Source organism: Limnobacter sp. G6BE5S, from assembly GCF_058448965.1.
Window position 1 is genome coordinate 99,856 of the sequence record NZ_JBZFLM010000003.1, and the last position, 23,359, is coordinate 123,214.

Here is a 23,359-nt window from a genome sequence, read left to right on the forward strand (position 1 = left end):
CAACGGCTCTCGGCAACACTTTTCCGAGTTTTTGCACATGGGGTTTTCCCGGTGCAACACAGTTGTTTCAAATTGGTACAACTGTTGCAATAAAAAAGCCCCGCATCGTAGCGAGGCTTTTTTTGAACGAATGACCTGAAATGAGTTCAGCCTGATCAGGGCCTCATGTACTTCACGCCGTATTTTTCAAAGATTTTCTGAAGCTCGCCACTCTCCTTTAACTCATTCATGGCCACAGTCAGTTTTTCAGCCAACTCTTTGTTGGTTTTTTTAGTGGCCATGCCCACGGCCCAGCCTTTGGGTGGCAGTGAATTATGCGGCACCTTGGACACGTAATAATCAGCCTTCTTGTCCGGGTGCTGGTGCAAAGCCCATTCAAGCTCGGCCCGGGTGGCCATCACGGCCACCAACTCACCGTTCACCATGGCATCCACTGCTTCTTTAGGGGTTTTGAAGTTCACCAAATTGTCGGCATACGCAGCGCCATCGGCGCCCGCCAACATAATGCTTGGCAAAGCAGCCGCTTCAGCACCAATTTTATTGCCCGCTTCCGAGAAAGGCTTCAGGCTATCCAGCGTTGGTAACTTCTTCACGTTACGCGCTACGAAAATGTCGTCGCGTGTGTAAGGTGAGAAAAACAAGGCCTGATCTTCTTTTTGCATGATGTATGCATCCACCGGCGCATGCATCAAAATATCGGCAGGCGCGCCGGCCAGGTAGTGCCCACGCGTCACCATATTTCGAATGTCGTCCGAAAACTCTTCATCCTCGGTAAAGGCACGCACCCGCAAACCCAGGCCCAGCTTGGCCGCCAGGGCTTTGGCGATATCAACATCAATGCCTTTCCCTTCATGCGAATAAGGGGCCAAGTAATTGTAGACAGCCACTGTCAACACGCCCGAAGCCTGCACTTTGGCCCAGTCGCTTAACTCTTGCGCAGCCACGCCAAGCTGAATGGAAAAGCCCAGCGCGACAGCACCGAACCATTTGATCAAAGGGAATTCACACGTTGATTTAAACGCATTCATAGGGTCTCCTGATGCCGTGCCTTGGATGCACTTGTTTTTTTGAATGGATACTGAACAGATTGGAGGGATCGCCTTATTCAAGCAAGCGACCCGCTCCACGCGACCTTGAAAATCCAGTTATTCGTATTTACGAGTTTCAACATAAGCCTTGATGGCCCAAATCGCCTCTTGGCTCAGGATGCCTGCAAACGCAGGCATATACACCCGGTCACCTCGTACCTTGCCACCCAGCACTGAATTGCGGAAATAAACATCCATCTCAGCCTTGCATTCTTGCTTTGCTTTCTTGCCCGCAAAAGAATCACACTCGGTGTTCATTTTGCGCAGATCAGGAGAAATACCTCCACTAATGGCCTCCAGACCGTGACAGCGGGCGCAATTCTGGTTGTAAGCTGAGCTGCCCACGCGAATCGCTTCTTTGTCACCGACGTAAGGGTTCGTGTCCAGCATCTCTTCGCCCAAAGGCTTCAAGGTAGATACATCCACAACCTGAGGTGTTACATCACCATGGGCCATTGCCACGGAAGCGGCAATCGAAAAAATTGTTGCCACAAGGGCTTTACGAACTAACATCACAACTCCTGTATTTCTAAGAATGATTCAACACGGGGTAGGTACTGCAATCCCCATGCCACCCTATTCATTTGAATTTGTGAATTAGTTTTACCAATTGTTACAAATCGCCAACCCTATGGCCTCACCGTTTTATCTGTGCTACTTTTTGTCAGAAGGTGTTTCATTCTGAAACACATTGGATTGAGTTGGCACAGTGCTTGCATTGGGCAACATAGCAGCTGAAACATCAATACAACCAAAAACATTCAGCGCTTCAAGTTGCACCCAAAAACATACTTATAAAACGCAGCACCACAAGAAGCAGGAGACATGGATGACTTTCTTATCCGAGCGGGATGGCGGCAGCCTCGCATCCAACGCCCAAGTGATAGAGCTGATCGACCCGGGCACGGAGGGGCACCTCGAATTCATTCGGCGTGCGCACCAGCGTTCCACGGCCGCAGGGCTGGACACCACGTCCAAAGTGGACATTGCCCCGCCACCCGGCAGCGCACTAAAAGAGCTGATTGAAAAGAACAACCGGCTGAAGTCGTGCGCCCTGCCATTCATGGAAACCTTGTACGAACAGGTTGTGAACACGCACAGCATGGTGTTGCTGACAGACGCCAGCGGTACGATCATTGAATCACTGGGCGATGATGATTTTCTGGTCAAGGCGCAGAAAGTCGCCCTGGCACCTGGCGTAACCTGGAGCGAAGAACACAAGGGCACCAATGCCATTGGTACGGCTCTGATCGAGGAATTGCCCACTGTGGTTCACGGCCAGGATCACTTCCTGGACGTTAACCGTTTTTTGACCTGCTCGGCTGCTCCGATTTTCGACCCCAATGGCGTGGCCATCGGGGTGCTCGATGTGACTGGCGATTACCGCAGTTACCACCGCCACACCATGGGCCTGGTACGCATGTCGGCGCAAATGATCGAAAACCATTTGTTCAACAGTTCGTTTCAAGACGCGATCATTGTGCAATTTCACCAGCGCGGCGAGTTTCTGGGTTCCGTGGTTGAAGGTGCGGCGGCCTTCTCGCCAGCCGGCAAATTTCTTGCCGCCAACCGGGCAGCCATGGTGCAATTCGGCATGTCAGCCAATGCCCTGAAAAGCCACACCTTCAGTTCACTTTTCGGCATGCCTTTGTCAGCCTTGATTGACCATTACCGCACCTGCAACCCAATCCCCTTGATTCTGTGTTTGCACAATGGCAACCAGGTCACAGCGCGAGCCAGTTTGGGCAGTGTGGGCCGAGGCCGTATTTTCGACTCGGTGGGTTTGGTCAAAAACAATTGTGATGCGGCTGTGCTGCAAAACCCAACGCCGACCGCGCAGAAAGCCAACACAACCTGCCAGAAAAGCCATCACCTTTCCAGCCTGAAGTACCTGAACACAGGCGATCCACAGGTGGCAAAAATCATCGAAAAAGTGGGCAAGGTCATCGACAAAGACATCCCCATTTTGATTCTGGGTGAAACGGGCACAGGCAAAGAAATTCTTGCGCAAGCCATCCACAACGATTCGCCCCGGGTAGACAAACCATTTGTCGCAGTCAATTGCGCATCGATTCCTGAAACGCTGATTGAATCCGAGTTGTTTGGCTACGAAGACGGCGCATTCACCGGTGCAAAAAAGAAAGGTTCACAAGGCCGTATTTTGCAAGCCAACGGTGGCACTTTGTTCCTTGATGAAATCGGTGACATGCCCATTTCTCTGCAAGCACGCTTGTTGCGTGTATTGCAGGAACGCGTGGTTACACCGCTTGGCAGCCAGAAAAGCATTCCGGTGAATTTGCAGGTTATTTGCGCCACGCACCGCAACCTGCGCGATCAAATTGCAACGGGCCATTTCCGTGAAGACTTGTACTATCGCCTGCATGGTTTGGTGGTTCGTCTTCCCGCACTGCGCGAGCGCACCGACTTACAGAAAATCATTCAACGCATTCTGGAAAATGAATCGCACAACCCGCGCATTCGCGTGTCTCCGGAAGTAATGAAAGCGTTTACCACGCACGCATGGCCGGGCAATATTCGGCAGCTCACGAATATTTTGCGCACCGCCAGCGTAATGACTGACGAAGCCGAAACCATTGAGTGGGACCACCTGCCAGATGATTTTCTTGATGAGTGGCGTGCCCTTCGACTGGACGCCAAAGCCAATCAAGCCGAGCAAGTGCCTGTTGAAACCGAAGAGCGCCAGCAAGTGCCTCGCGCCTCAACGTCAGCAGCAGTTACACGCCCACAGTTCAGTGTGCGCAGTAATTTCTCAGTGCAATCCAAAATAACGCCTCACGCTCAAAGCAACTCACCCGTGTTTGCGGCAAAAAGCAAACCCAGCACTTTTGAAGTGCAGGTTCATCATCGGTCAGGACCCTCAGCCAAGAGCAACGGTCTTGATCACACCTTCAGCAAGTTCAGGGAAGGTCGATTTGACAGCTGGACACACAGTTCAAAACCCGCCAGCAGGGAAGAGCACATCAGCTCACTGCAGCAGACGCCACGCTTCAAGGAAGAGAGCTACGACTCTCAGGCCTATGATGCACGTGCGCAAGGTTATTTGGGTTCACGGCAAGCCACCGCCCGGGCTCAGGTAGAGAATCCGATCAACCTGGATGACCTTGAATCACGAGCGATCCAGGACGCACTTGAGACCTGTCGTGGCAATGTGAGCGCTGCTGCAAGAATGTTGGGAATTTCCAGAAATACCATTTACCGACGCTTGAACGCCAAATAAGCTGTTTTCACCCAACTTATCTTTCATCTCTGGAAAAAACCACCCAAATACAGGGTGGTTTTTTTTGGCGCAAATCATTTGAACAGTTGTAACAAAACTGTCATTCACCTGCTCCAGCCGCACACAATTCTGTTTCAAAGCGCACCGTTTGGCTCAAACCAACTGCACTGCCCCATCTTGTCATCAAAAGCCCTACATTTTAATTTATGTTATTAAAATCAATAGCTTATGCACTGGCATGTCTTTTGCCCTAGTCCCCTCAAGCCAGTTCTACTCTGCGGTGTGCTGGCGAGCTTTAGAAAACAAACAAGCAACAACCTTTAAAAACTAAAACTGGAGGGTTGATCTCATGATCAGCAAAAAATTAGTAGCAGCTTCCATCTTGGCAGCAATGGGGACTTCGGCACACGCAATCGGTTTCAAAGCCGGTGATTGGGAAATGGACATTTCTGGCTCTGTAAACGCCTACTACAACACAACAAGCTGTGACAATGCCGGCGCAGCGGCCGATGGTGCTTTGCCACTTTGCGGTTTCACAGGAACTGGCCAAGATCGCACAACCATTCAAAACGGTCTTTTACCTGGTTTCATCATTTTCTCAGCATCAACCAAGCAAGCCGGTTACGACCTGAAGGCCGTGATCTCCATTGACCCAGGTACAACCAACACAGGCAGCTCTGCATTCTCTGGTGGCGTGGGCCAAACGGTTGGGGATCAGCGCCGCGTATTCCTGCAATTCGGCAACGAAACAATGGGTACGATCAAGGCAGGCCGTGACATTGGTCTGTTTGGCCAAAACGCCATTCTGAACGACATGTCTTTGTTGGCAGTAGGTGGTGGTTCTGGCTACAACGGCGCACTCAACACAACACTGGGTGGAATCGGATCTGGTTATATCTACACTGAATTTCAGCCCCAAATCACATACACGGCACCAGCAATCGGCAACCTAAGCTTGTCGGGCGGCGTATTCCAGCCCAAAGAAATTGGTGGCGCGGAAAGCGATTCCCCAGGCATGCAGGCAATGGCCAGTTATAGCTTGGGCGACAGTGGCAAACTGTGGGCTGCTTTGATCAACCAGTCCCAATCTGGCGCTGCAGGAGCTCCTGACGCAGACCTGACCGGCTTCGAAGCCGGTGGTACGCTGAACTTCGGCGCGTTGTCACTGACCGGCAACTACTTTACCGGTGAAGGACTGGGCACCACACTGATCGGCTTCGGTGGTCGCGACGTAAACAACGCCGAGCGTGATTCAGACGGTTACCTGCTACAAGCTACATACAAAGTTGGCAACACCAAGTTTGGTATCAATTACGGCTCGTCCACACTGGACGCCACAGCTGCTGACCGCGCAGCCAATGGCATTATGCTGGACGAAACCAACCAGATGGTTCTTGGCGTTTACCACAACTTGACACCAAGCCTGACCATTGCAGGTGAATACATCAGCAACGAACAAACCTACCAGTTGGGTGCACCCTCAGCCAAAGGCGAATCCAACACAATCGCTGTAGGTGCAATCCTGTTCTTCTAATCGTTAACCACCCTCCGTTAACGGTTATCCTAAGGCGCGAGCTCACAAGGTTCGCGCCTTTTTGCATTGTGTTTCAAACTGCAACAGGTTGAACACCAAAGCAGCCTCATTTTCCACATTGTAAAAATACCGACCGGCTTGCATGTACGGCACGGGAATTGCTATTTATAACTCGAGGACGAACAAAACGGCGCAAGCCAAGTTCTTCACCCAAGCCATGTGCCAAGGTGCATTTTAATAAAGCAAAAGGAGGATATTTCATGCAGTGGACTACACCATCATTCGTTGACATGCGTTTCGGTTTCGAAATCACCATGTACATTGCCAACCGTTAATTTGACGGTTCGCACAGCCCCGGATAGCCTTTCAGGCTGGCGGGGTTTTTTTTACCCCTGAAAAAAGCAATTATGAAAATCAAAGTTCTGGGATCCGCAGCAGGCGGAGGGTTCCCGCAGTGGAACTGCAACTGCAACAACTGCCAAGCCGTGAGGGCCAAAGCGCCCGGCTACACCGCGCGCACCCAGTCGTCGATCGCCATATCCGATGGGTCTGCCAACTGGATTTTGGTCAATGCCTCGCCCGACATTCTGACCCAGATCAAAAACACCCCGGAACTACAGCCCAACCGCGGCCCACGCGACACAGGCATTTCCGCCGTGATCCTGATGGACGCACAAATTGACCACACCACAGGCCTGTTGATGATGCGCGAGGGCAAAACCCCCATGCGCCTGTTCACCACCCCAGCGGTGTGGGAAGACCTCACCAACGGCCTGCCTTTGGTGCCCACGCTGGGGTTTTACTGCGGCGTGAAATGGACCCCCCTGTGCACCGAGTGCGATGAGCCTTTCTCCATCAGCCCGCTGGACAACATCAAGATCAAATCAATCCCGCTGATCAGCAAGGCACCCCCCTATTCCCCAAGCCGCTATGCACAGCGCCGTGGCGACAACATTGGTCTGTTGATTGAAGACACCAACACCGGCAAAAAAGTGTTTTATGCACCAGGCTTGGGTGAAATTACGCCCAACATCATGCCCTTCATGCAAGAGGCCGATGTACTGATGGTGGACGGCACTTTCTGGACCGAAGACGAAATGGTCACGCAAGGGTTTTCGCAAAAAATGGCGGCCGACATGGGCCACCTGCCTCAAACCGACAAACCCGGCCAACGCGGCTCGGGCATGATCAGCCAGCTTCGGCAGTTTGAAACCCAACGCAAAATTCTGATCCACATCAACAACACCAACCCGATTTTGAACGAGCATGGCGACGAGCGCGCCATTCTGGCCGACAATGGAATTGAAGTGTCTTATGACGGCATGGAGATTCTTGCATGAGCAACAACAAAGCCTGGAGCAAAAAAGAGTTCGAAGAACGCTTGCGTGCCAAAGGTGACAAGTACCACATTCACCACCCTTTCAACATTGCCATGCGTGAGGGCAAACTAAGCCGCGAGCAACTACGCGGCTGGGTGGCCAACCGCTTTTATTACCAAATTTGCATTCCACAAAAAGACGCCGCCGTGATGGCCAATTGCGACGACCGCGAAACACGCCGGCGCTGGGTGCAGCGTATTCTCGACCACGATGGCTGGGAAGGCAATGCGGGTGGAATTGAAGCCTGGAGCCGTTTGGGTGAGGCCGTGGGCATAGAAAAAGACACCTTGTGGAGCCAGCAACTGGTGCTGCCTGGTGTACGCTTTGCCGTAGACGCTTACGTCAATTTCGCACGCCGTGCGCCTTGGCAAGAGGCCGTGTGTTCGTCGCTGACTGAAATGTTTGCGCCTGAAATTCACAAACAACGCTTAAGCAATTGGCCCAAAGACTACAAATGGGTTGCGCCGGAAGGTTTGAATTATTTCCGGTCTCGGATCAGCCTTGCACAGCGCGATGTAGAACATGGTTTGGAAGTGACACTGAATTATTTCAAGACCCGTGCGCAACAAGAGCGTGCACTGGAAATTCTTCAATTTAAACTGGATGTGTTATGGAGCATGTCAGACGCAGTCGCGCTGGCTTACCCCGACAAACCGGTCAAAACAAAACAGAAGAAACAATGAGCTCCGAGACAACACCAACCCTGCCGCTTCACCCAAAACTGAATCGTCTGTTTCGCCTTCAATACGAGGAGGCGCAAAAAACACATGTGCTGCTCTACCCCGAGGGCATGGTGAAATTGAACCAATCCGCCAGCGAAATCTTGTTGTTGTGCGACGGCTCCCGAACAGTGGGTGAAATTGTTGACGCGCTGGAAAGCAAATTCAGCGCGAGCGGACTGGAAGCCGATGTACGCAGCATGCTGGAAGAAGCAACACGCAGAAACTGGTTGGACGCATGACCAGCGCAAGCGAACAAAGCCAGCGCCCGGCCGGCCCTTTGTGGCTGTTGGCTGAACTCACCTACCGCTGCCCGCTGCACTGTGTGTTTTGCTACAACCCGGTTGATTACAAAACCAACACCAATGAACTGACCACCGGCGAGTGGAAAGAAACCATGAAGCAGGCCCGTGCCTTGGGCGCGGTGCAACTGGGCTTTTCGGGTGGCGAGCCTTTGCTGCGCGAGGACCTTGAAGAACTGGTGGCGTACGGTCATGAACTGGGCTACTACACCAACCTGATCACCTCCGGAATCGGCTTGAAGCCTGCTCGGCTGGATGCCCTGAAATCGGCAGGCCTTGACCACATTCAGGTCAGCTTTCAGGACGCAACCCAGGCCGCGAATGATGCGCTCAGCGACACCAAAACATTTGCCAAAAAACTGGAAATTGCCACCGCCGTGAAAGCCGCTGGCTGGCCCATGGTGTTGAACGTGGTGCTGCACCGTTTGAATCTGGATCACATCGATTCAATCATTGAACTGGCCGTGAAGCTTGGCGTGGAATACCTGGAATTGGCCAACACGCAATACTACGGCTGGGCCTTCCAGAACAAGGCAGCGCTCATTCCCACTCATGAACAGCTTAAGCACGCCGAAGAACGCGTTGCAGCATGGCGCGAAAAACTGGGCAACACCATGAAGCTGTTGTTTGTGGTGCCCGATTATTTCGAAAAAACACCCAAGCCTTGCATGAGCGGCTGGGGCAATGTGTTTCTCAGCATCAGCCCCGACGGCACAGCCCTGCCCTGCCAGGCCGCCCGCATGCTGCCCGGCTTTGAATTCCCGAACGTTAAAACCAGCACGGTTGAACACATTTGGTACAAAAGTGATGGCTTCACGCGCTACCGTGGCGATGCCTGGATGAAAGACCCCTGCCGCACCTGCCCCGACAAAGCCAAAGACTACGGCGGCTGCAGGTGTCAGGCGTATTTGATCACCGGCGACGCCACCAACGCCGACCCTGTGTGCCACAAATCACCCGAACATGAAAAGGTGGTCGCCTTTGTGAACGCCGCACAGCGGCGTGATGATCCCGATGACTACCTGAAAGTTCAAAAGCCTGAACAGCAAAATCTGGCCAATACAGCCGAGGTGCCCGTGGTATGGTATCGCAGCGATCACAACAGCTTGCACCTCAGCAAAAACAGCTCTTGAACTACAACAACACCGCAACCAACACCACCATTCGACTACACGCACAAGGCTTGTCCTTCTCTTGGGGAACTCGGCAGGCGTTAAGCAATGTCAGCCTTGATTTAAACGCGGGTGAAATGTTTGGCCTGCTGGGCCCCAATGGGGCTGGCAAAACCACCCTGATCAGTTTGATTGCAGGCTTGATTGCACCTGACCAGGGCGAACTCTCGGTGCTGGGCTACAGCACCCGCAGGGCCGCCCACCTGGCACGTAAAAACCTGGGCTTTGTGTTTCAATCGGTGTCACTGGACCGCTTCATGACCGTGGAGGAAAACCTGCTGTTTGCCGCAGGCCTGCAAGGTTTAAACAAAGCACAAGCAGTTACAAACCTGACACATCTATTTACTGTTTTCCCAATTCAAGGTTGGCTTAATCGCACTGTGGGAAGCCTTTCAGGTGGACAAAAAAGATTAGTAGACATCGCGCGCGCCATGGTTCACAAACCCGGCGTGCTCATACTCGATGAACCCACCACCGCACTCGATGTGCCTTCAAAAAATACGGTGTGGCAAACCCTGAAAACCTTGCAGGCCATCGATGGGCTGACCATATTCGTGGCCACGCATTTGATGGATGAAGCCAGCACCTGCGACCGCGTGGGGTTTCTGAACCAGGGCGAACTGAGCTGGCTGGGCACCCCCGCACAAGCGCTGGATGAACTGCCAGACCAAAGCGTGACCAGCGTGCGCACCGCCACACTGGCCGACTGGTTTGTCTGGAAAATGAATGGTGGAGCACACTGAGCATGTTGATGCATTTTTATTGGGCTGTCATACGCCGCGAAAGTCAGAAATTATTGAAACAACGCGACCGGCTGGCCGCTGCCATGGTGCGCCCTGTACTTTGGTTGTGGATTATCGGTGGTGGCATGCAAGCCTTGGCTGGCGGCGACTACACAGCGCGTTTGTTGCCCGGCATTGTGGGCATGACCCTGCTGTTTGGCGGCATGGTCGGGGGCTTGAGCATTGCTTTGGACAAAGACGCAGGCACCATGCGCCTGTTGGTAACAGCCCCTGTAAAAACCTATCACATACTGATCGCGAAAACCCTGGGCGCAGCCATTGGCGCGCTGGTGCAAATGGGCCTGCTGATCACGTTACTGCTGGCACTTGAAGGCCTTTATACCTTGCTGTTTCCGCTCGGGTTTGATTTGCAGAATGTATTGCCCTGGGTGGGTCGAACACTTTGGCCACAACTTCATGTGCTGCTGCCCGGTGCTGCATTGGCTGCATTGACCTGTGCCGCCTTGGGTGTGTTGTGCGGTACTTTTGCAAAAAGCATTGATGGCTTTGCAGTCATGATGAACTTCGTGATTTTCCCGGTGTTCTTTTTCAGTGGCGCCTTGTACCCCATCGAACCCATGCCTGCGCTGGCACGCTGGGTGGCCTTGCTCAATCCTTTTTCTTATTGTGTCGACCTGCTTCGCCACGCTTTCAGCAGCCATGCTGAATTTGGATTGATGTTCGCCACCTTGGTACTTCTGGGAGCGACTGTGGCCATGTTGACAGTGGCCACCTGGAAGTTCTCGCAAAGCGGTGCTGCCGTACCGTTAAATCAGTAAAATACTATTTTAAAGTAGATTTTATAGAGAATAACTCTATAAAAATTAAGCACGATCGTTCGTATTTTTACCTACAATGTCCTCGCAAATTTCCATTCTTAAAACGGACCCAAGAGGACGACATGAAGCAATTCCCGTTTCAATTCAAAATCATCTCCACCGCCATTGCCACTCTGTGCATGACAGGTTCAGTGCAAGCTGGCGGTTTTGCGCTCAATGAGCAAAATGCCAGTGGTGCTGGTGCGGCCTATGCAGGCAAAGCAGCGATTGGTGAAGATGCCAGCGCGGCCTGGTTTAACCCCGCCAGCATGAGCCGCCTGAAAGAACGCCAAGTGGTGTTGGGTGGGCATTACATTGACCTGAATGGTGAAGTCAACAATGAGGGCAGCACTGCCGCCCCTGGCCGCCCCCTGGGCAGCAGCACAGGCGAGTTCGGCGATGAAGGCTATATCCCCAACTTTCACCTTGTCATCCCGTTTAACGATCGAATCAACTTCGGCTTGTCCGTGGCCACACCCTTTGGCCTGAAAACAGATTTTCAACCCAACTGGTATGGTCGCTTTCAAGGAGTTACTTCTGACATCAAATCAGTGAACATCAACCCGTCTGCCTCGTACAAAGTGAATGAGCAATGGTCCGTCGGTGCAGGTGTTTCTGCGCAAAAGCTTGATGCCAAACTAAGCTCACAAATCAACTACGCGCCTTTTGGCGGCACCGAAGGTTTGACGACCATTGCGGGTGATGGTTGGGGCTACGGCTTTAACCTGGGCGTGATGGGACAGGTAACGCCTGCAACACGCGTGGGCGTGGCTTATCGCTCATCGATTGAGCAAGACCTGGAAGGCAACGTCACTTTCGAGAACGTTGCACCGGCCGTTGCTGGCCTTTTTGCAAACAGTGAACTCACTTCCAAAATCCGCCTGCCTGCCTCGCTGGCTATTTCATCGGTAACTGAATTAACACCCAAATGGCAACTGTTGACCGACGCCACCTGGACTGAATGGAGCACCATTCAGAAGCTGGACTTTCAGCGCCAAAACGCACCAGCGGGTGCTGCGCCATTGACTGTGCAAGACTATGAATGGAAAAACAGCTGGCGCTTTGCGGTGGGTGGTATTTACAAATACAGCGACACCATTAATTTGAAAGCCGGCATGGCTTACGACATTACACCGGTGCCGGATGAGCGCCGCAAAGTTCGCCTACCGGATGAAGATCGCATCACTTTCGCGGTAGGTTCGCAGTACAAGTTCGACAAAGCCACCACATTCGATGTGGCCTTTCAGTATGTAATGCCCAACAAGGCAAAAATCGACAGCACTGAAGGCAACCCGGCTGCTGGTCAACAAACGCGTGTATTGGGCACCGCAGAAGGCGATGCATTCATTATTTCCGGTCAAGTGTCATACAAGTTCTAAAAACAGCTCGATGTGTCAAAAAGCCCGGATTCAAACCGGGCTTTTTTTTATAAGTACCCCGACGGCCCGCCGTAAGGACTCAGCTTGACCAAGCGATTACTCAGCCGAAACGCCACATACCAGAAGAGAAGGTTAAAGGCACAGAGCCCCACTGCATAAGGTATGGGCACGTCTAACAACACGTGCGAGAACGACAATGGGAAGGCGAACAGTAGCGCTCTTCTAGGCCACGTTCGACCATGCGTGTAAAGCTGTCGCAATGTAAGGAAGGAATAAAGTGATAGGGCAAAAATACCAATCTGCATCCCCCACCATTCAAGACTAAGCCAGAGATTGTCAACTACCGCCAAGAAAAAAGTTAAGGTGATTACGCTGCTAATGAAATAAAGCGAAAGCTGATACAAAGTTTTCGTGTCGGGCTTCATGATGTCAAATCAACCAGGTAAATGGTAATTTCTTTAACATTCCCGTCCAAACTACTCGACAAAAATGACAAACCTGCAGCAATCGAATCTTTCAAACTTCTGAGCGCACCCGCAGAGATCTCTTGCTTCGAATAACGCTTAGGTTCTTTGCCACTGCGGATTAGCTTTTTAAGTTCGCCATTGGATACATCTGGCCTGCGAAGTTTAATCATCTCCTTGGTCAATAGGGTTGATTGTTGCCTATTGATATTACCTGTTAAAGCAGCAGGAATATTCACACCGGCATTACTCAAAACCTTGACTGCTCGCCGAGCGGCGATAGCAGATGCACCCACACCCAAAAGCGACACACCGTCTAAAACTTGTAACGTGGTTTTGTATGCCGGCATTTGGTCTAAGCGTTGATTTACCCCTGGAGAAATCACTGAATTGAGAGTTCTCATGAATGAATTTGCGCAGCTTGCGCCTGTCGCTAGAGTTGCTGCTCCACCAACCACTGACACAGCCACACTGCTTCCGCCGGTAAAAGGTGCAACAGCCCCACCCCCCAACGTCACAATGCCTGCAACCACCGCCGCTGTACAGTTAATCGCCGTCATTGCACCTTCAGCTAACACTTCCCTGCCGGAAATTTCAGGCTTACCGGTTTTCAAGTCGATCACGATGTATTGGTTTTGAACTGGTGCAGCGTGAGGTTCACGAAGTACAGCTGCACTGCCATCAACGGCCAGCACCACACCCAGTGGTCGAAGCTCGATGACGGAATTGGAAGATTGAAGAACTTTCTGGCGAATTGCGGGTGAAATGACTTCAGACATAATTGAGCATCAGGGATGAAAACCCACGATTATCAATCTGCCACCGAGAAAACCAAAAAACAGGTTTTTTGGATCACTCACTGTGAGGATGGACGAAAAAATGCCCGGCTCAAGGCCGGGCGGAAAAGACGCATTCGTTTTAGGAGACTATCAAACCGCCACAACTTCTTCCGACTCCCAATCATTGCCAGAAGAAGGTCCCAAGGAGCAATTCGATTCAACCGTTTGCGTCAATAAGTTCCCTGCGGAGCAGGCAGAAAACTTGGGGGTGAAAATGACAACACTTCTAAAACGCTCTACTACTTCACTACTCACCAAACTACCCCACACGGGGCAGTTTGATGTTCTTCACAAACTGATTACTTGCTGTCGAACAGTTTGAATACCCACACGGAACCACCTTGTTCAAGGTAGTTCACTTTGCTGGCCACGTCTCCGCCCCAAAGGGGTACGGCACCGCCCCAACCAGACACAACCGCCACATACTGCTGACCGTCCTTGCCTTTCCAGGTTACGGGTGGCGCAACCACGCCAGAACCTGTCTGGAACTTCCACACTTCCTTGCCGGTTTTGGCATCAGCCGCCTTCAGGTAACCTTCTGGAGTACCCCAGAACACCAGATTGCCGCCAGTCGTCAGAACACCACCCCACAAAGGCGCGTTGTTGGTGATTTCCCATTCGATCTTGCCGGTCTTGGGGTTCATCGCACGCAATGCGCCGATGTAGTCAAAGCCAGGCAATGTCTTGATGGTGAAACCGGCACCCAGGTAAGCCGCACCTTTCTTGTAGGTGATTGGCTCGTTCCAGATCTCCATGCCCCATTCGTTTGCTGGAACATAGAACAGGCCTGTGTCAGGGCTGTAAGCCATTGGCTGCTGGTTCTTGCCACCCAAAAATGATGGTGCTGAGAACACTGTTTCGCCTTTCTTGCCGTCCATCTTGGTGGGGTCACCAGGGCGGTTGGCAGGGTCAAAAATCGGGCGACCTGTCTTCATGTCGATGCCCTTGGCCCATGTGATTTTCTTCACAAATGGGAAGGCATTTTCCAGCTTGCCGGTGGTGGCGTCGTTCACATACATGAAGCCGTTGCGGTCAGCTTTCGCACCAACACGCTTGCCATTCATGTCAAAGGTCACGAACTCGTTCACACCGTCGTAGTCCCAACCGTCGTTCGGTGTGGACTGGTAGTGCCACTTGATCTGGCCAGTTTTTACGTCAACTGCCACTGTGGATGTGGAATACAGGTTGTCGCCGGGGCGCAGGTGGCTGTTCCAGGGTGCAGGGTTACCAGTACCGAAGTAGGCCAGGCCTGTCTTGCTGTCGTATGTACCGCCCAGCCATGTGGCTGCGCCACCGGTTTTCCACATGTCGCCTTTCCAGGTGGCATTGGTGGTACCGGAAATTCCAGCTTCCTTCTTGTTGCCGTCTTTGTCCCATGTATAACCCATGTGGCCTTCAACGGTTGGGCGCAGCCAAACCATTTCACCGGTCTTGGCATTGCGTGCTTCAACACGACCCACTACACCGAATTCACCACCCGATACACCTGTCAGCACCAAACCGTTGGCGATGATTGGAGCGGCTGTGTTGGAGTAACCAGCAGCGTAGTCGTCAATTTTGTCTTTCCACACAACCTTGCCGCTGTCTTGATCCAAGGCAATCAATTGTGCGTCCAGTGTTGCGAAGATCACCAGGTTGTCATACAGGGCTGCACCACGGTTCACCACGTCGCAGCAAGGCATGATGCCTTCAGGCAGGCGGTGCTCGTACTTCCACAGTTTCGCACCTGTGGCGGCATCCAAAGCGTAAATACGTGAATAGGAACCTGTTACAAACATCTTGCCGTTGTGAATCACAGGCTGGCTTTCCTGGCCGCGCTGCTTTTCACCACCAAACGAGAAGGACCAGGCTGGAACCAGCTTGCCCACGTTCGATACGTTGATGTCTTTCAATGGACTGTAACGCTGACCCTCTGTACCCATGCCCCAGGAAAGAATGTCGCCTGTGGATTTGGCATCGTTTTGAATCATTGCGTCTGTCACAGCGGCAGAAGCCACTGCGGGAATCGCCAGTGCGGTTGCTACCATCGCGCTAAGCAGAGTTTTGCGCATTTTTTGTTTCTCCTCTCATCATCCGTTACTTTGAGGTTCTCGCCCCTCATTTGCAGAGTCGGGGCTACCCAATGCAAACCTAGCGCAAGCTTCATGCCAAGTAGAATAATTCTTCTATATAATTTTTTTATTCAATAAAATCAGTACTTTACAAATAAACCCTCTTTCAGGTGATTTGATTCAATGCGACAAGAAAAAAAAGAGACAGTTTTGTGACATTGGAACAGCGCACCTGTTCAGCAACACACAAACTGTCCCTTTTTGACACACTTGGTACAGCGTTAACCCTGACGCTTAATCCTCAAAAGCCACCCAAGGTTTCCTTTTCATACACCGGGTACAGGTTCGTCACGTTGCGATAAAACTCGGCCGGGTAAGCCGCAAAGTTTCTGAATCGTTCGGGCGCACCCTTTTTCATCACATCATTGATTTCCTCGCCCATCTCGGCGGCCTGTGCCAGGCGCTTGTCCAGCCAGCTCAGGTAATCCAGGGTTTGGTCGATCGCTTCACTGCCCCAACTCACCGGGCCGTGGCTAGGCACCACCACCTTGGGTTTCATGGCTTGCAGCTTTTTCAGGCTTTCAATCCAGGGCTTCAGCCGGGCGTGCGGCGTGGTCACAATGCGCTGGTAAAACACCAGGCCGCCCGTCCACATCACCTTGCTTTCAGGGTCAAACAGCACCAGATCCGAATCGGTGTGGCCTTTCAGTTCAATGGCCTCCACTGCCTTGCTGCCAAAACTTTTCAGGCTGGCTGGCGCAATGGTCTGCGTGGGAAATACACTTTCAGTGGCCTTCATCCAGTCGCCGCACAAACGGTAAAGGTTGGTTTCATACAGCGCCGCTTCAGCCTTGATGCCTTGAATGGTCAACTTCGTGGCCGCGAGTGCTTCTTTCGGGTAAGCCTGATTGCCCAAAAAATAATCCGGATGCAGGTTCAACGCCACCACTTGCCTGATTGGCTTGCCCTTGCTGACTGAATCAATCAGGGCGCGTTGCTGCTCGCCGTACAGGCGCGATGTGCCTGTGTTGATCACATACACCCCGGCTTGGTCTACATAAAACCCGGTGTTGATGATGTTGCAACCATTGGCCTGTGAAAAATCATCATTGGCCCCCGCAATTACATACCAGCCACCGGCCAGTTTGGTGGCCTTCAAACCGTAATCAAGCGTGGCTTTGTCGGGTGTGGGCTTGGCCACATTGGGCAGTTCGGCACGGGCCTGCCCTGCGGCTGTCATCGTGATCAGTGCCATGGCAATCAAACACTTCAATTTCATTGCGTAACCTTTGCGTTGATCCGGTTGCCGTTGTTGTCTCGCCCCACCAAACTGATGGGGCCCGCTGGTTTTTTATCAAAGTCAAACGAGAACAGCGGGTTCTCGGACACTGGTTCAAAGGGATACAACCTGGCCAAAACCTGTCTGTTTTTGTCTTGCAAAACCATTTCTTCAATGTAGAAGGCGGGCACACCGGCTACCAAACCTGTGTCCATGGGGTGCGACACCTGCACCCGCAAACGGGCGTCATCGCGCAACTGGTTGGCATCAAACATTTTCCCGGCAACCCGGTTCAAGGTTTGGGGCCAAGTGCCATCCGCGCGGGTGGCGCCCGACACGGTACACCCACCACCCGACGCCTCAATAAATGCGTAACCCACATGCCACACATTGTCCTCTCCAAGCGCAGCCACGCGAATGGGGCTGGCTTGCTCCAGCTTGAAACGGAAATTCAAGGCTGGCTTGGCTTGTTCGGGTATGAATTCAAGCACCTTGCGAATGGGGTTGCGGTCCACCAGCACCACAATTTTTTTCACCTTGCCAATGGCAGATGCATCGAATGACACCGGCACATTCATGGCGTCTTCGGCGAACAGGGGCACTGTGACCTTGATTCGGGAATCGAACACTGTTTTTTCATTTGCTTCGAAAAACTGCCCCTTCATGTCGGGCCACTGCATGGAACCCAGCGGGTCCCCGCCCGTTAAATCTCCTTTTACCGCACCCATTTCCGCAGCAGCGGCCTGCACGGGGGTGGCAAAGAAATTGCCTGCCAGCAAAGCAATACCTGCGCAAAGTGCACAGGCCCAATTTGAATTCATTCTTGTGATGGAACAACCGTACTTCATGATGACCTGTCTCCTGCCATGTGCAATCTGTCAGAATGCAAGCAATCGATGTGCCTATATTCGCAAATGCTCAACTTAAAAGTATCCGCTCGCTGGAAAAAAGACGATGGTCAAACCGTTGAACTGGATCAACGCCTGCTGTCGACATTAAAAACAATCGACGAGAAAGGCTCGATTTCGCTGGCCTGCAAATCGCTCGGTGTTTCTTACCGCACCCTGTGGTCGCAAATTCAACAATACAACGAAATGCTGGGTGAAGACCTGGTAGCAACACACGGGCGCGCCGGTGCCTGCCTTACGCGGTTTGGGCACAAACTGATCTGGATGGTTGAACAAGGCAATGTGCGCGTTGCACCCGACCTTGGCATGGTGGGCGAACAGCTGAACGCCGAGTGGCTGGACATTGACCAGAACAAACCCTGGATCAGCCTGGCTTTAAGCGACGACCTGGTGCTGCAGGGCTTGTTTCAAAACACTGCCTTGTACAAAAAGCTGCAGGTGTCACTTCGATGGTCGGGCAGCATTGCCGCCTTGTCTGCCCTGCACCGCGGTGAAGTGCGTGTGGCGGGTTGCCACTTGCCGGTGGGTCTGGAAGAACATTCCCACGTGCACCAAATCATGCGGCGCTGGTTGCGCGGGTCCAACCTGTCGGTTGTTGAACTGTTTGAACGCGACATCGGCTGGATGAGCCGCCCCGTTGCCAGCCCCCCCACGCTGGACGATGTTGCCAAACGTCGCGCGCTGCTGGTGAACCGAAACTCGGCTTCCTCTACCCACCACCAGCTAAATGCCCTGATCACGAAAGCCTGCCTGAACCCGGAAGAACTACCGGGCTATTATCACGAAGAAAACTCCCACCTGGCTGTGGCCTGTACCATTGCGGCTGGGCATGGTGATTTGGGTTTGGGCATTCGGGCAGCAGCGGACCACTATGGATTGCAGTTCCGCTCAGTGTCCAAGGAAAGGTACTTTTTGGTGCTGCACAACAACGACCTGAATTACCCGGCGATGGAAATCATGTTGCCCTGGCTCAACAGCCCGGAAGTGTTGGCACAGGTCGAGCAAACGGCGGGCTACAGGGCGACACACTTGGGCAGAACACAGGCACTGGAAGTGTTCCTGAATGAAATTCAGGAGAAATAAGCCTCGCCTCCCCCCGTGTGGGTGTGCCAAAACTGTGCAGCGCAACAAAATTATGCAATGTTTTGCATAATTTAACGATTTACTGCTTTCCCCCAACCACAAATTCCTGCATCAATCTTCCAGATTTCAGTTCAGTCAGCAAAAATTGCGGAAACAGTTTTCCGGAAAATGCGCTGAAACGGCACTGGCATGCCCGTTGCGCCTTGTTGTTTACCTACATCAACACAACAAGGAGTTAGGGACATGAACATGGTTGACGAATTAAATTTGGGGGTCGCTTTCCCATTCAAGGCAAAGTACGACAATTTCATAGGCGGCCAGTGGCTTGCCCCAAAAAGTGGGCAGTACTTCGACAACGTCACCCCGGTCACCGGTCAGTTGCTATGCAAGGTAGCACGATCACAAGCCGAAGACATTGAAGATGCGCTGGACGCAGCCCATGCAGCCAAAGATTCCTGGGGCAAACGATCCCCCACGGAGCGCGCCACGATTTTGAATAAAATTGCAGACCGCATGGAAGAAAACCTGCGCCTGATCGCCGTGGCTGAAACCCTGGACAACGGCAAACCCTTGCGCGAAACCATGGCTGCAGATATTCCACTGGCCATTGACCACTTCCGCTACTTTGCAGCCTGTATTCGTGGCGAAGAAGGCAGCATTTGTGAAATTGACCACCAGACCTACGCCTACCATTTCAACGAACCGCTGGGTGTAGTGGGTCAAATCATTCCCTGGAACTTCCCGATTTTGATGGCCGCCTGGAAACTGGCCCCTGCATTGGCCGCTGGCAACTGCGTGGTTCTCAAGCCTGCGGAACAAACACCCGCTTCGTTGCTGGTGGTGATGGAATTGATTGCCGATTTGCTGCCACCGGGCGTGCTGAATATTGTGAACGGTTTCGGTCTGGAAGCAGGCAAATCATTGGCCAGCAACCCGCGCATCGCAAAAATTGCGTTCACTGGCGAAACATCCACTGGCCGCCTGATCATGAGCTATGCTGCACAAAACCTGATTCCTGTCACCCTGGAATTGGGCGGCAAATCGCCCAATATTTTCTTCTCCGACATCATGGATGCCGACGATGCCTTCTTCGACAAAACACTGGAGGGTTTCGCCATGTTTGCCTTGAACCAGGGCGAGGTGTGCACCTGCCCATCCCGTGCACTGATTCAGGAAGACATCTACGACGCGTTCATTGAGCGGGCCATTGAACGCGTTGGAAAAATCAAGCAGGGCAACCCGCTGGATGAAAGCACCATGATTGGCGCACAGGCCTCGTCGGAACAACTCGAAAAAATTCTGAGCTACATCGACCTGGGCAAACAGGAAGGTGCAAAGTGCCTGATCGGCGGCGAGCAGAACAAGCAAAGCGGCGACCTGGCAGGTGGCTACTATGTGAAGCCCACAGTCTTCAAGGGACACAACAAAATGCGCATTTTCCAGGAAGAAATTTTTGGTCCCGTGTTGTCGGTCACTACGTTCAAAGACGAAGCCGAAGCCCTCCAAATTGCCAACGACACCCTGTACGGTTTAGGTGCCGGTGTGTGGAGCCGCGATGGTGCACGTGCATTCCGCATGGGCCGCGCCATTCAAGCTGGCCGTGTGTGGACCAACTGCTACCACCTGTACCCTGCACATGCCGCATTTGGTGGTTACAAGCAATCGGGTATTGGCCGCGAGAACCACAAAATGATGTTGCACCACTACCAGCAAACCAAAAACCTGCTGGTGAGCTATAACCCAAATGCAATGGGATTCTTTTAAATTGTTGTCGTAAAAAAAACCAGCACCGCTCAACCCGACCCGGGAAGAGCGGTGCTTCTGTTCAACTGGAGAAAATAATGTCAAACCGAGTCAGCGCAAGCCCGGAAGCACTGGTCTTGATCGCCTCATTAAAAGCCCAGCACGGTGATGTTATTTTTCACCAAAGCGGTGGCTGTTGCGACGGCAGCGCTCCCATGCTGTTTCCGCGCAATGAATTCCCATTGGGCGGATCCGATGTAAAACTTGGCGAGATTGGTGGCGTGCCGTTTTACATGAGCAAATCACAATTCGCGTATTGGGAACACACGCACCTCACCATTGATGTGGTGAAAGGCAATGGCGGCATGTTCAGCCTTGAGCGGCCAAGTGGCTTGAGGTTTTTAACCAGGTCTCGGCTGTATTCCGATCTTGAACTCAAGTCACTAAGCCCGGTTGAACCTGTTGTGTCATGAACTGACACGGCCACACAACAGTTTCAGTTGCGCAATCGGTCAGCCAGAAATTCAACACAAACCCGCAAGCGCGCTGAACTGGCCAGACGCGACGGGTACACCGCATACACATTGGCTTGCTGACAATACTGCGGCAACACGCGAACCAGCTTCCTGTTGCGCAGGTAAGGTGCCACATCCCACACGCTGCGCAGGCCCACGCCATGGCCATCCACCATCCATTGGCGAACAGACTCGCCGTTGTTCGACGACAAGGCACCACGCACCCGCACAGTTTCCTCCCCGTGTGGCCCCTGCAGCACCCAACGCCCCGGTTGTTGATCACGCTCGCGAATCACAAGGCATTGGTGATTCTGCAGATCATCCAGTTCATGCAGTGCAGATGCCTGTTTCAAATAGGCCGGGCTGGCGCACAGAATGCGCTGGTTGCCTGCAATGCGGCGGCAAATCAAACCGGGTTCAGTCATTTCCCCAAGCCGAATGTCCAGGTGAAACCCCTCGGTGATCAAATCAACCGGGCGGTCAATCAACTCCAGCTGAACTTCCAGTTCTGCGTACCGCCTGGCCAGCTCCGACAAGGCGGGCGCTACATGCGACCGGCCATATCCCGAACTTGAACACACCCGCAGCAAGCCCCGGGGAATGGATCGCTCAGCCGACAGGGCATCCATCAAATCCTGAGAGCTATCAAGCACCCGCTGCCCCCATTCCACGCAAGTTTCCCCCACCTCGGTCAACGACAAACTGCGGGTTGTGCGGTGAAACAACTTCAGCCCCAAACGCTGCTCAAGCTGTGCAAGTCGCTTGCTGATGTAGGCTGTTGACACCCCCATTTCGCGCGCGCATGCTGACAGCGATCCCTGCCGACACAACGCAAGCATCAGTTCCAGCTCGTCAAGAGAGGGGGGGTTTGAACTCATTAATTAACCCAATGGTTGAAAATAATTTAACTTATCACAGTATTATCAACTTTCAAGTTAAGCAATACACTAAGGGCTTGAACCCAACACTCAATCAGGAATGTTCATGAGCTCCCGAAAAATAGCGGTACTGGCTGGCGACGGCATTGGCAACGAAGTAACCCCAGAAGGCCTGCGCGTGCTGGAAGCGGCTGCGCGCCAATACAAGCTTGACCTTCAATTCACCCACTTCGACTGGGCGCACTGCGACTACTACCTGAAACATGGCCAAATGATGCCAAGCGACTGGTTTGATCAACTGGTCAACTTCGACGCCCTGTACTTCGGTGCTGTGGGTTGGCCCGACAAAGTGCCCGACCACATTTCCCTGTGGGGTTCCTTGTTGAAATTCCGCCGCGAATTCGACCAGTATGTGAACCTGCGCCCCGTGCGGCTGATGCCTGGCATTCCCTGCCCACTGGCCAACAAGAAAGTGGGCGACATCGATTTCTACGTGGTTCGGGAAAACACGGAAGGCGAATACTCTTCAGTGGGCGGCCGCATGTTTGAAGGCACTGAACGCGAAGTGGTTCTTCAGGAAGCCGTGTTCACCCGCAAGGGCACAGACCGAATTCTGAAGTACGCCTTTGACCTGGCACAAAGCCGCCCGAAAAAGCACCTGACCTCGGCCACCAAATCCAATGGCATTGCCATCAGCATGCCCTACTGGGACGAACGTGTGGAATCCATGGGCAAACAGTACCCCGATGTGCATTGGGACAAATACCACGTGGACATTCTTGCCGCACGCTTTGTACTTAGCCCGGAACGTTTTGATGTGGTGGTCGCGTCCAACCTGTTCGGCGATATTCTTTCCGACCTGGGGCCAGCCTGCACCGGCACCATCGGCATTGCACCCTCAGCCAACCTGAATCCGGAAGGTACATTTCCCTCCCTGTTTGAACCGGTGCACGGTTCCGCACCAGACATTTACGGCAAGAACATTTCCAATCCCATCGCCATGATCTGGTCGGGTGCTATGATGCTTGACTCCATCGGTCAGGGCGAACCCAAATTCAAGGCAGCCCACGATTCAATCCTGAAAGCTATCGAAACCGTGCTGGTGGAAGGTCCCCGCACACCTGACATGGGCGGCACTGCCACCACGTCTGATGTGGGCAAAGCAATTGCGGAGTGCATTCAGTAAAA

General features: G+C 52.7%; 21 protein-coding genes. 14 read left to right on the forward strand and 7 right to left on the reverse strand.

The annotated features are described in order from the left end of the window. Nucleotides 1-155: 155 nt before the first annotated feature. Both ACVL1J_RS06200 and pedF read right to left on the reverse strand, forming a co-directional pair. Nucleotides 156-1,028 carry a substrate-binding periplasmic protein gene (locus tag ACVL1J_RS06200; protein ID WP_341238292.1) on the reverse strand — a complete coding sequence of 291 codons (873 nt, stop codon included), beginning with the start codon at nt 1,026-1,028 and terminating at the stop codon, nt 156-158. 117 nt (nt 1,029-1,145) lie between these two features. Then, nucleotides 1,146-1,601: a cytochrome c-550 PedF gene (pedF, locus tag ACVL1J_RS06205; RefSeq protein ID WP_341238291.1), complete on the reverse strand. Its 456-nt coding sequence runs from the start codon at nt 1,599-1,601 to the stop codon at nt 1,146-1,148. 316 nt (nt 1,602-1,917) lie between these two features. Between pedF and ACVL1J_RS06210 the strand changes: the two genes are divergently transcribed. The 10 genes from ACVL1J_RS06210 to ACVL1J_RS06255 all read left to right on the forward strand — a co-directional run bounded on the left by ACVL1J_RS06210 (nt 1,918) and on the right by ACVL1J_RS06255 (nt 12,411). Next, nucleotides 1,918-4,326, forward strand: a complete 2,409-nt coding sequence (locus ACVL1J_RS06210; protein WP_491665190.1) for a sigma-54-dependent Fis family transcriptional regulator — start codon at nt 1,918-1,920, stop codon at nt 4,324-4,326. A 349-nt stretch (nt 4,327-4,675) separates the two neighbouring features. Further along, nucleotides 4,676-5,860, forward strand: a complete 1,185-nt coding sequence (locus tag ACVL1J_RS06215) for a porin (protein ID WP_491665191.1) — start codon at nt 4,676-4,678, stop codon at nt 5,858-5,860. Nucleotides 5,861-6,120: 260 nt separating this feature from the next. Then, nucleotides 6,121-6,195 (forward strand): pyrroloquinoline quinone precursor peptide PqqA, encoded by a 75-nt coding sequence (gene pqqA / locus ACVL1J_RS06220; protein WP_083797182.1) that lies wholly within the window; start codon nt 6,121-6,123, stop codon nt 6,193-6,195. Nucleotides 6,196-6,267: 72 nt separating this feature from the next. Continuing rightward, on the forward strand, nt 6,268-7,200 hold the full coding sequence (pqqB, locus tag ACVL1J_RS06225) for a pyrroloquinoline quinone biosynthesis protein PqqB (protein ID WP_341238270.1): 933 nt from the start codon (nt 6,268-6,270) through the stop codon (nt 7,198-7,200). After that, nucleotides 7,197-7,922 carry a pyrroloquinoline-quinone synthase PqqC gene (pqqC, locus tag ACVL1J_RS06230; RefSeq protein ID WP_491665192.1) on the forward strand — a complete coding sequence of 242 codons (726 nt, stop codon included), beginning with the start codon at nt 7,197-7,199 and terminating at the stop codon, nt 7,920-7,922. The genes pqqB and pqqC overlap by 4 nt, the downstream gene beginning before the upstream one ends. Continuing rightward, nucleotides 7,919-8,200 carry a pyrroloquinoline quinone biosynthesis peptide chaperone PqqD gene (gene pqqD, locus ACVL1J_RS06235; RefSeq protein WP_394672730.1) on the forward strand — a complete coding sequence of 94 codons (282 nt, stop codon included), beginning with the start codon at nt 7,919-7,921 and terminating at the stop codon, nt 8,198-8,200. Before pqqC ends, pqqD begins: the two co-directional genes overlap by 4 nt. Continuing rightward, the gene (gene pqqE / locus ACVL1J_RS06240; RefSeq protein WP_394672731.1) at nt 8,197-9,393 is read left to right on the forward strand and encodes a pyrroloquinoline quinone biosynthesis protein PqqE; all 1,197 of its coding nucleotides are present in this window, start codon (nt 8,197-8,199) and stop codon (nt 9,391-9,393) included. Before pqqD ends, pqqE begins: the two co-directional genes overlap by 4 nt. After that, nucleotides 9,390-10,175 carry an ABC transporter ATP-binding protein gene (locus ACVL1J_RS06245; RefSeq protein WP_491665193.1) on the forward strand — a complete coding sequence of 262 codons (786 nt, stop codon included), beginning with the start codon at nt 9,390-9,392 and terminating at the stop codon, nt 10,173-10,175. The genes pqqE and ACVL1J_RS06245 overlap by 4 nt, the downstream gene beginning before the upstream one ends. A 2-nt stretch (nt 10,176-10,177) precedes the next feature. Further along, complete coding sequence (locus tag ACVL1J_RS06250) at nt 10,178-10,993, forward strand: ABC transporter permease (RefSeq protein WP_491665194.1); 816 nt, start codon at nt 10,178-10,180, stop codon at nt 10,991-10,993. Between the two features lie 122 nt (nt 10,994-11,115). Then, entirely contained in the window at nt 11,116-12,411 is a 1,296-nt protein-coding gene (locus ACVL1J_RS06255) for an OmpP1/FadL family transporter (RefSeq protein ID WP_491665195.1), read from the forward strand. A gap of 421 nt (nt 12,412-12,832) precedes the next feature. On the opposite strand, the gene ACVL1J_RS06260 is transcribed toward ACVL1J_RS06255, so the two are convergent. The 4 genes from ACVL1J_RS06260 to ACVL1J_RS06275 form a co-directional block, all read right to left on the reverse strand. After that, nucleotides 12,833-13,654 carry a hypothetical protein gene (locus tag ACVL1J_RS06260; RefSeq protein ID WP_491665196.1) on the reverse strand — a complete coding sequence of 274 codons (822 nt, stop codon included), beginning with the start codon at nt 13,652-13,654 and terminating at the stop codon, nt 12,833-12,835. 359 nt (nt 13,655-14,013) lie between these two features. After that, the gene (locus ACVL1J_RS06265) at nt 14,014-15,765 is read right to left on the reverse strand and encodes a PQQ-dependent methanol/ethanol family dehydrogenase (RefSeq protein WP_491665197.1); all 1,752 of its coding nucleotides are present in this window, start codon (nt 15,763-15,765) and stop codon (nt 14,014-14,016) included. A 301-nt stretch (nt 15,766-16,066) separates the two neighbouring features. Next, entirely contained in the window at nt 16,067-17,044 is a 978-nt protein-coding gene (locus tag ACVL1J_RS06270; RefSeq protein ID WP_341238189.1) for a quinoprotein relay system zinc metallohydrolase 1, read from the reverse strand. Continuing rightward, nucleotides 17,041-17,892, reverse strand: a complete 852-nt coding sequence (locus ACVL1J_RS06275; RefSeq protein WP_341238188.1) for a quinoprotein dehydrogenase-associated SoxYZ-like carrier — start codon at nt 17,890-17,892, stop codon at nt 17,041-17,043. The genes ACVL1J_RS06270 and ACVL1J_RS06275 overlap by 4 nt, the downstream gene beginning before the upstream one ends. Nucleotides 17,893-17,958: 66 nt before the next feature. Here ACVL1J_RS06275 and ACVL1J_RS06280 point away from each other — a divergent pair, with 66 nt between their 5' ends. The 3 genes from ACVL1J_RS06280 (at nt 17,959) to ACVL1J_RS06290 (ending at nt 21,251) form a co-directional block, all read left to right on the forward strand. Further along, nucleotides 17,959-19,035 carry a substrate-binding domain-containing protein gene (locus ACVL1J_RS06280; RefSeq protein ID WP_341238187.1) on the forward strand — a complete coding sequence of 359 codons (1,077 nt, stop codon included), beginning with the start codon at nt 17,959-17,961 and terminating at the stop codon, nt 19,033-19,035. A 243-nt stretch (nt 19,036-19,278) separates the two neighbouring features. After that, nucleotides 19,279-20,799: an aldehyde dehydrogenase gene (gene adh / locus ACVL1J_RS06285; RefSeq protein ID WP_341238186.1), complete on the forward strand. Its 1,521-nt coding sequence runs from the start codon at nt 19,279-19,281 to the stop codon at nt 20,797-20,799. 77 nt (nt 20,800-20,876) lie between these two features. After that, nucleotides 20,877-21,251 (forward strand): DUF779 domain-containing protein, encoded by a 375-nt coding sequence (locus ACVL1J_RS06290; RefSeq protein WP_341238185.1) that lies wholly within the window; start codon nt 20,877-20,879, stop codon nt 21,249-21,251. 23 nt (nt 21,252-21,274) lie between these two features. Here ACVL1J_RS06290 and ACVL1J_RS06295 read toward each other — a convergent pair whose 3' ends face one another. Then, nucleotides 21,275-22,171, reverse strand: coding sequence for a LysR family transcriptional regulator (locus tag ACVL1J_RS06295; RefSeq protein WP_341238184.1), 897 nt, complete (start codon nt 22,169-22,171; stop codon nt 21,275-21,277). A gap of 106 nt (nt 22,172-22,277) precedes the next feature. Between ACVL1J_RS06295 and ACVL1J_RS06300 the strand changes: the two genes are divergently transcribed. Beyond that, nucleotides 22,278-23,357 carry a tartrate dehydrogenase gene (locus ACVL1J_RS06300; RefSeq protein WP_491665198.1) on the forward strand — a complete coding sequence of 360 codons (1,080 nt, stop codon included), beginning with the start codon at nt 22,278-22,280 and terminating at the stop codon, nt 23,355-23,357. Nucleotides 23,358-23,359 lie beyond the last annotated feature (2 nt).

What these genes read in the sequence shown, in the direction of transcription:
- ACVL1J_RS06200 (WP_341238292.1), bottom strand. Translation starts at nt 1,028, where the DNA reads ATGAATGCGTTTAAATCAACGTGTGAATTCCCTTTGATCAAATGGTTC.
- pedF (WP_341238291.1), bottom strand. Translation starts at nt 1,601, where the DNA reads ATGTTAGTTCGTAAAGCCCTTGTGGCAACAATTTTTTCGATTGCCGCT.
- ACVL1J_RS06210 (WP_491665190.1), top strand. Translation starts at nt 1,918, where the DNA reads ATGACTTTCTTATCCGAGCGGGATGGCGGCAGCCTCGCATCCAACGCC.
- ACVL1J_RS06215 (WP_491665191.1), top strand. Translation starts at nt 4,676, where the DNA reads ATGATCAGCAAAAAATTAGTAGCAGCTTCCATCTTGGCAGCAATGGGG.
- pqqB (WP_341238270.1), top strand. Translation starts at nt 6,268, where the DNA reads ATGAAAATCAAAGTTCTGGGATCCGCAGCAGGCGGAGGGTTCCCGCAG.
- pqqC (WP_491665192.1), top strand. Translation starts at nt 7,197, where the DNA reads ATGAGCAACAACAAAGCCTGGAGCAAAAAAGAGTTCGAAGAACGCTTG.
- pqqD (WP_394672730.1), top strand. Translation starts at nt 7,919, where the DNA reads ATGAGCTCCGAGACAACACCAACCCTGCCGCTTCACCCAAAACTGAAT.
- pqqE (WP_394672731.1), top strand. Translation starts at nt 8,197, where the DNA reads ATGACCAGCGCAAGCGAACAAAGCCAGCGCCCGGCCGGCCCTTTGTGG.
- ACVL1J_RS06250 (WP_491665194.1), top strand. Translation starts at nt 10,178, where the DNA reads ATGTTGATGCATTTTTATTGGGCTGTCATACGCCGCGAAAGTCAGAAA.
- ACVL1J_RS06255 (WP_491665195.1), top strand. Translation starts at nt 11,116, where the DNA reads ATGAAGCAATTCCCGTTTCAATTCAAAATCATCTCCACCGCCATTGCC.
- ACVL1J_RS06260 (WP_491665196.1), bottom strand. Translation starts at nt 13,654, where the DNA reads ATGTCTGAAGTCATTTCACCCGCAATTCGCCAGAAAGTTCTTCAATCT.
- ACVL1J_RS06265 (WP_491665197.1), bottom strand. Translation starts at nt 15,765, where the DNA reads ATGCGCAAAACTCTGCTTAGCGCGATGGTAGCAACCGCACTGGCGATT.
- ACVL1J_RS06270 (WP_341238189.1), bottom strand. Translation starts at nt 17,044, where the DNA reads ATGAAATTGAAGTGTTTGATTGCCATGGCACTGATCACGATGACAGCC.
- ACVL1J_RS06275 (WP_341238188.1), bottom strand. Translation starts at nt 17,892, where the DNA reads ATGAAGTACGGTTGTTCCATCACAAGAATGAATTCAAATTGGGCCTGT.
- ACVL1J_RS06280 (WP_341238187.1), top strand. Translation starts at nt 17,959, where the DNA reads ATGCTCAACTTAAAAGTATCCGCTCGCTGGAAAAAAGACGATGGTCAA.
- adh (WP_341238186.1), top strand. Translation starts at nt 19,279, where the DNA reads ATGAACATGGTTGACGAATTAAATTTGGGGGTCGCTTTCCCATTCAAG.
- ACVL1J_RS06290 (WP_341238185.1), top strand. Translation starts at nt 20,877, where the DNA reads ATGTCAAACCGAGTCAGCGCAAGCCCGGAAGCACTGGTCTTGATCGCC.
- ACVL1J_RS06295 (WP_341238184.1), bottom strand. Translation starts at nt 22,171, where the DNA reads ATGAGTTCAAACCCCCCCTCTCTTGACGAGCTGGAACTGATGCTTGCG.
- ACVL1J_RS06300 (WP_491665198.1), top strand. Translation starts at nt 22,278, where the DNA reads ATGAGCTCCCGAAAAATAGCGGTACTGGCTGGCGACGGCATTGGCAAC.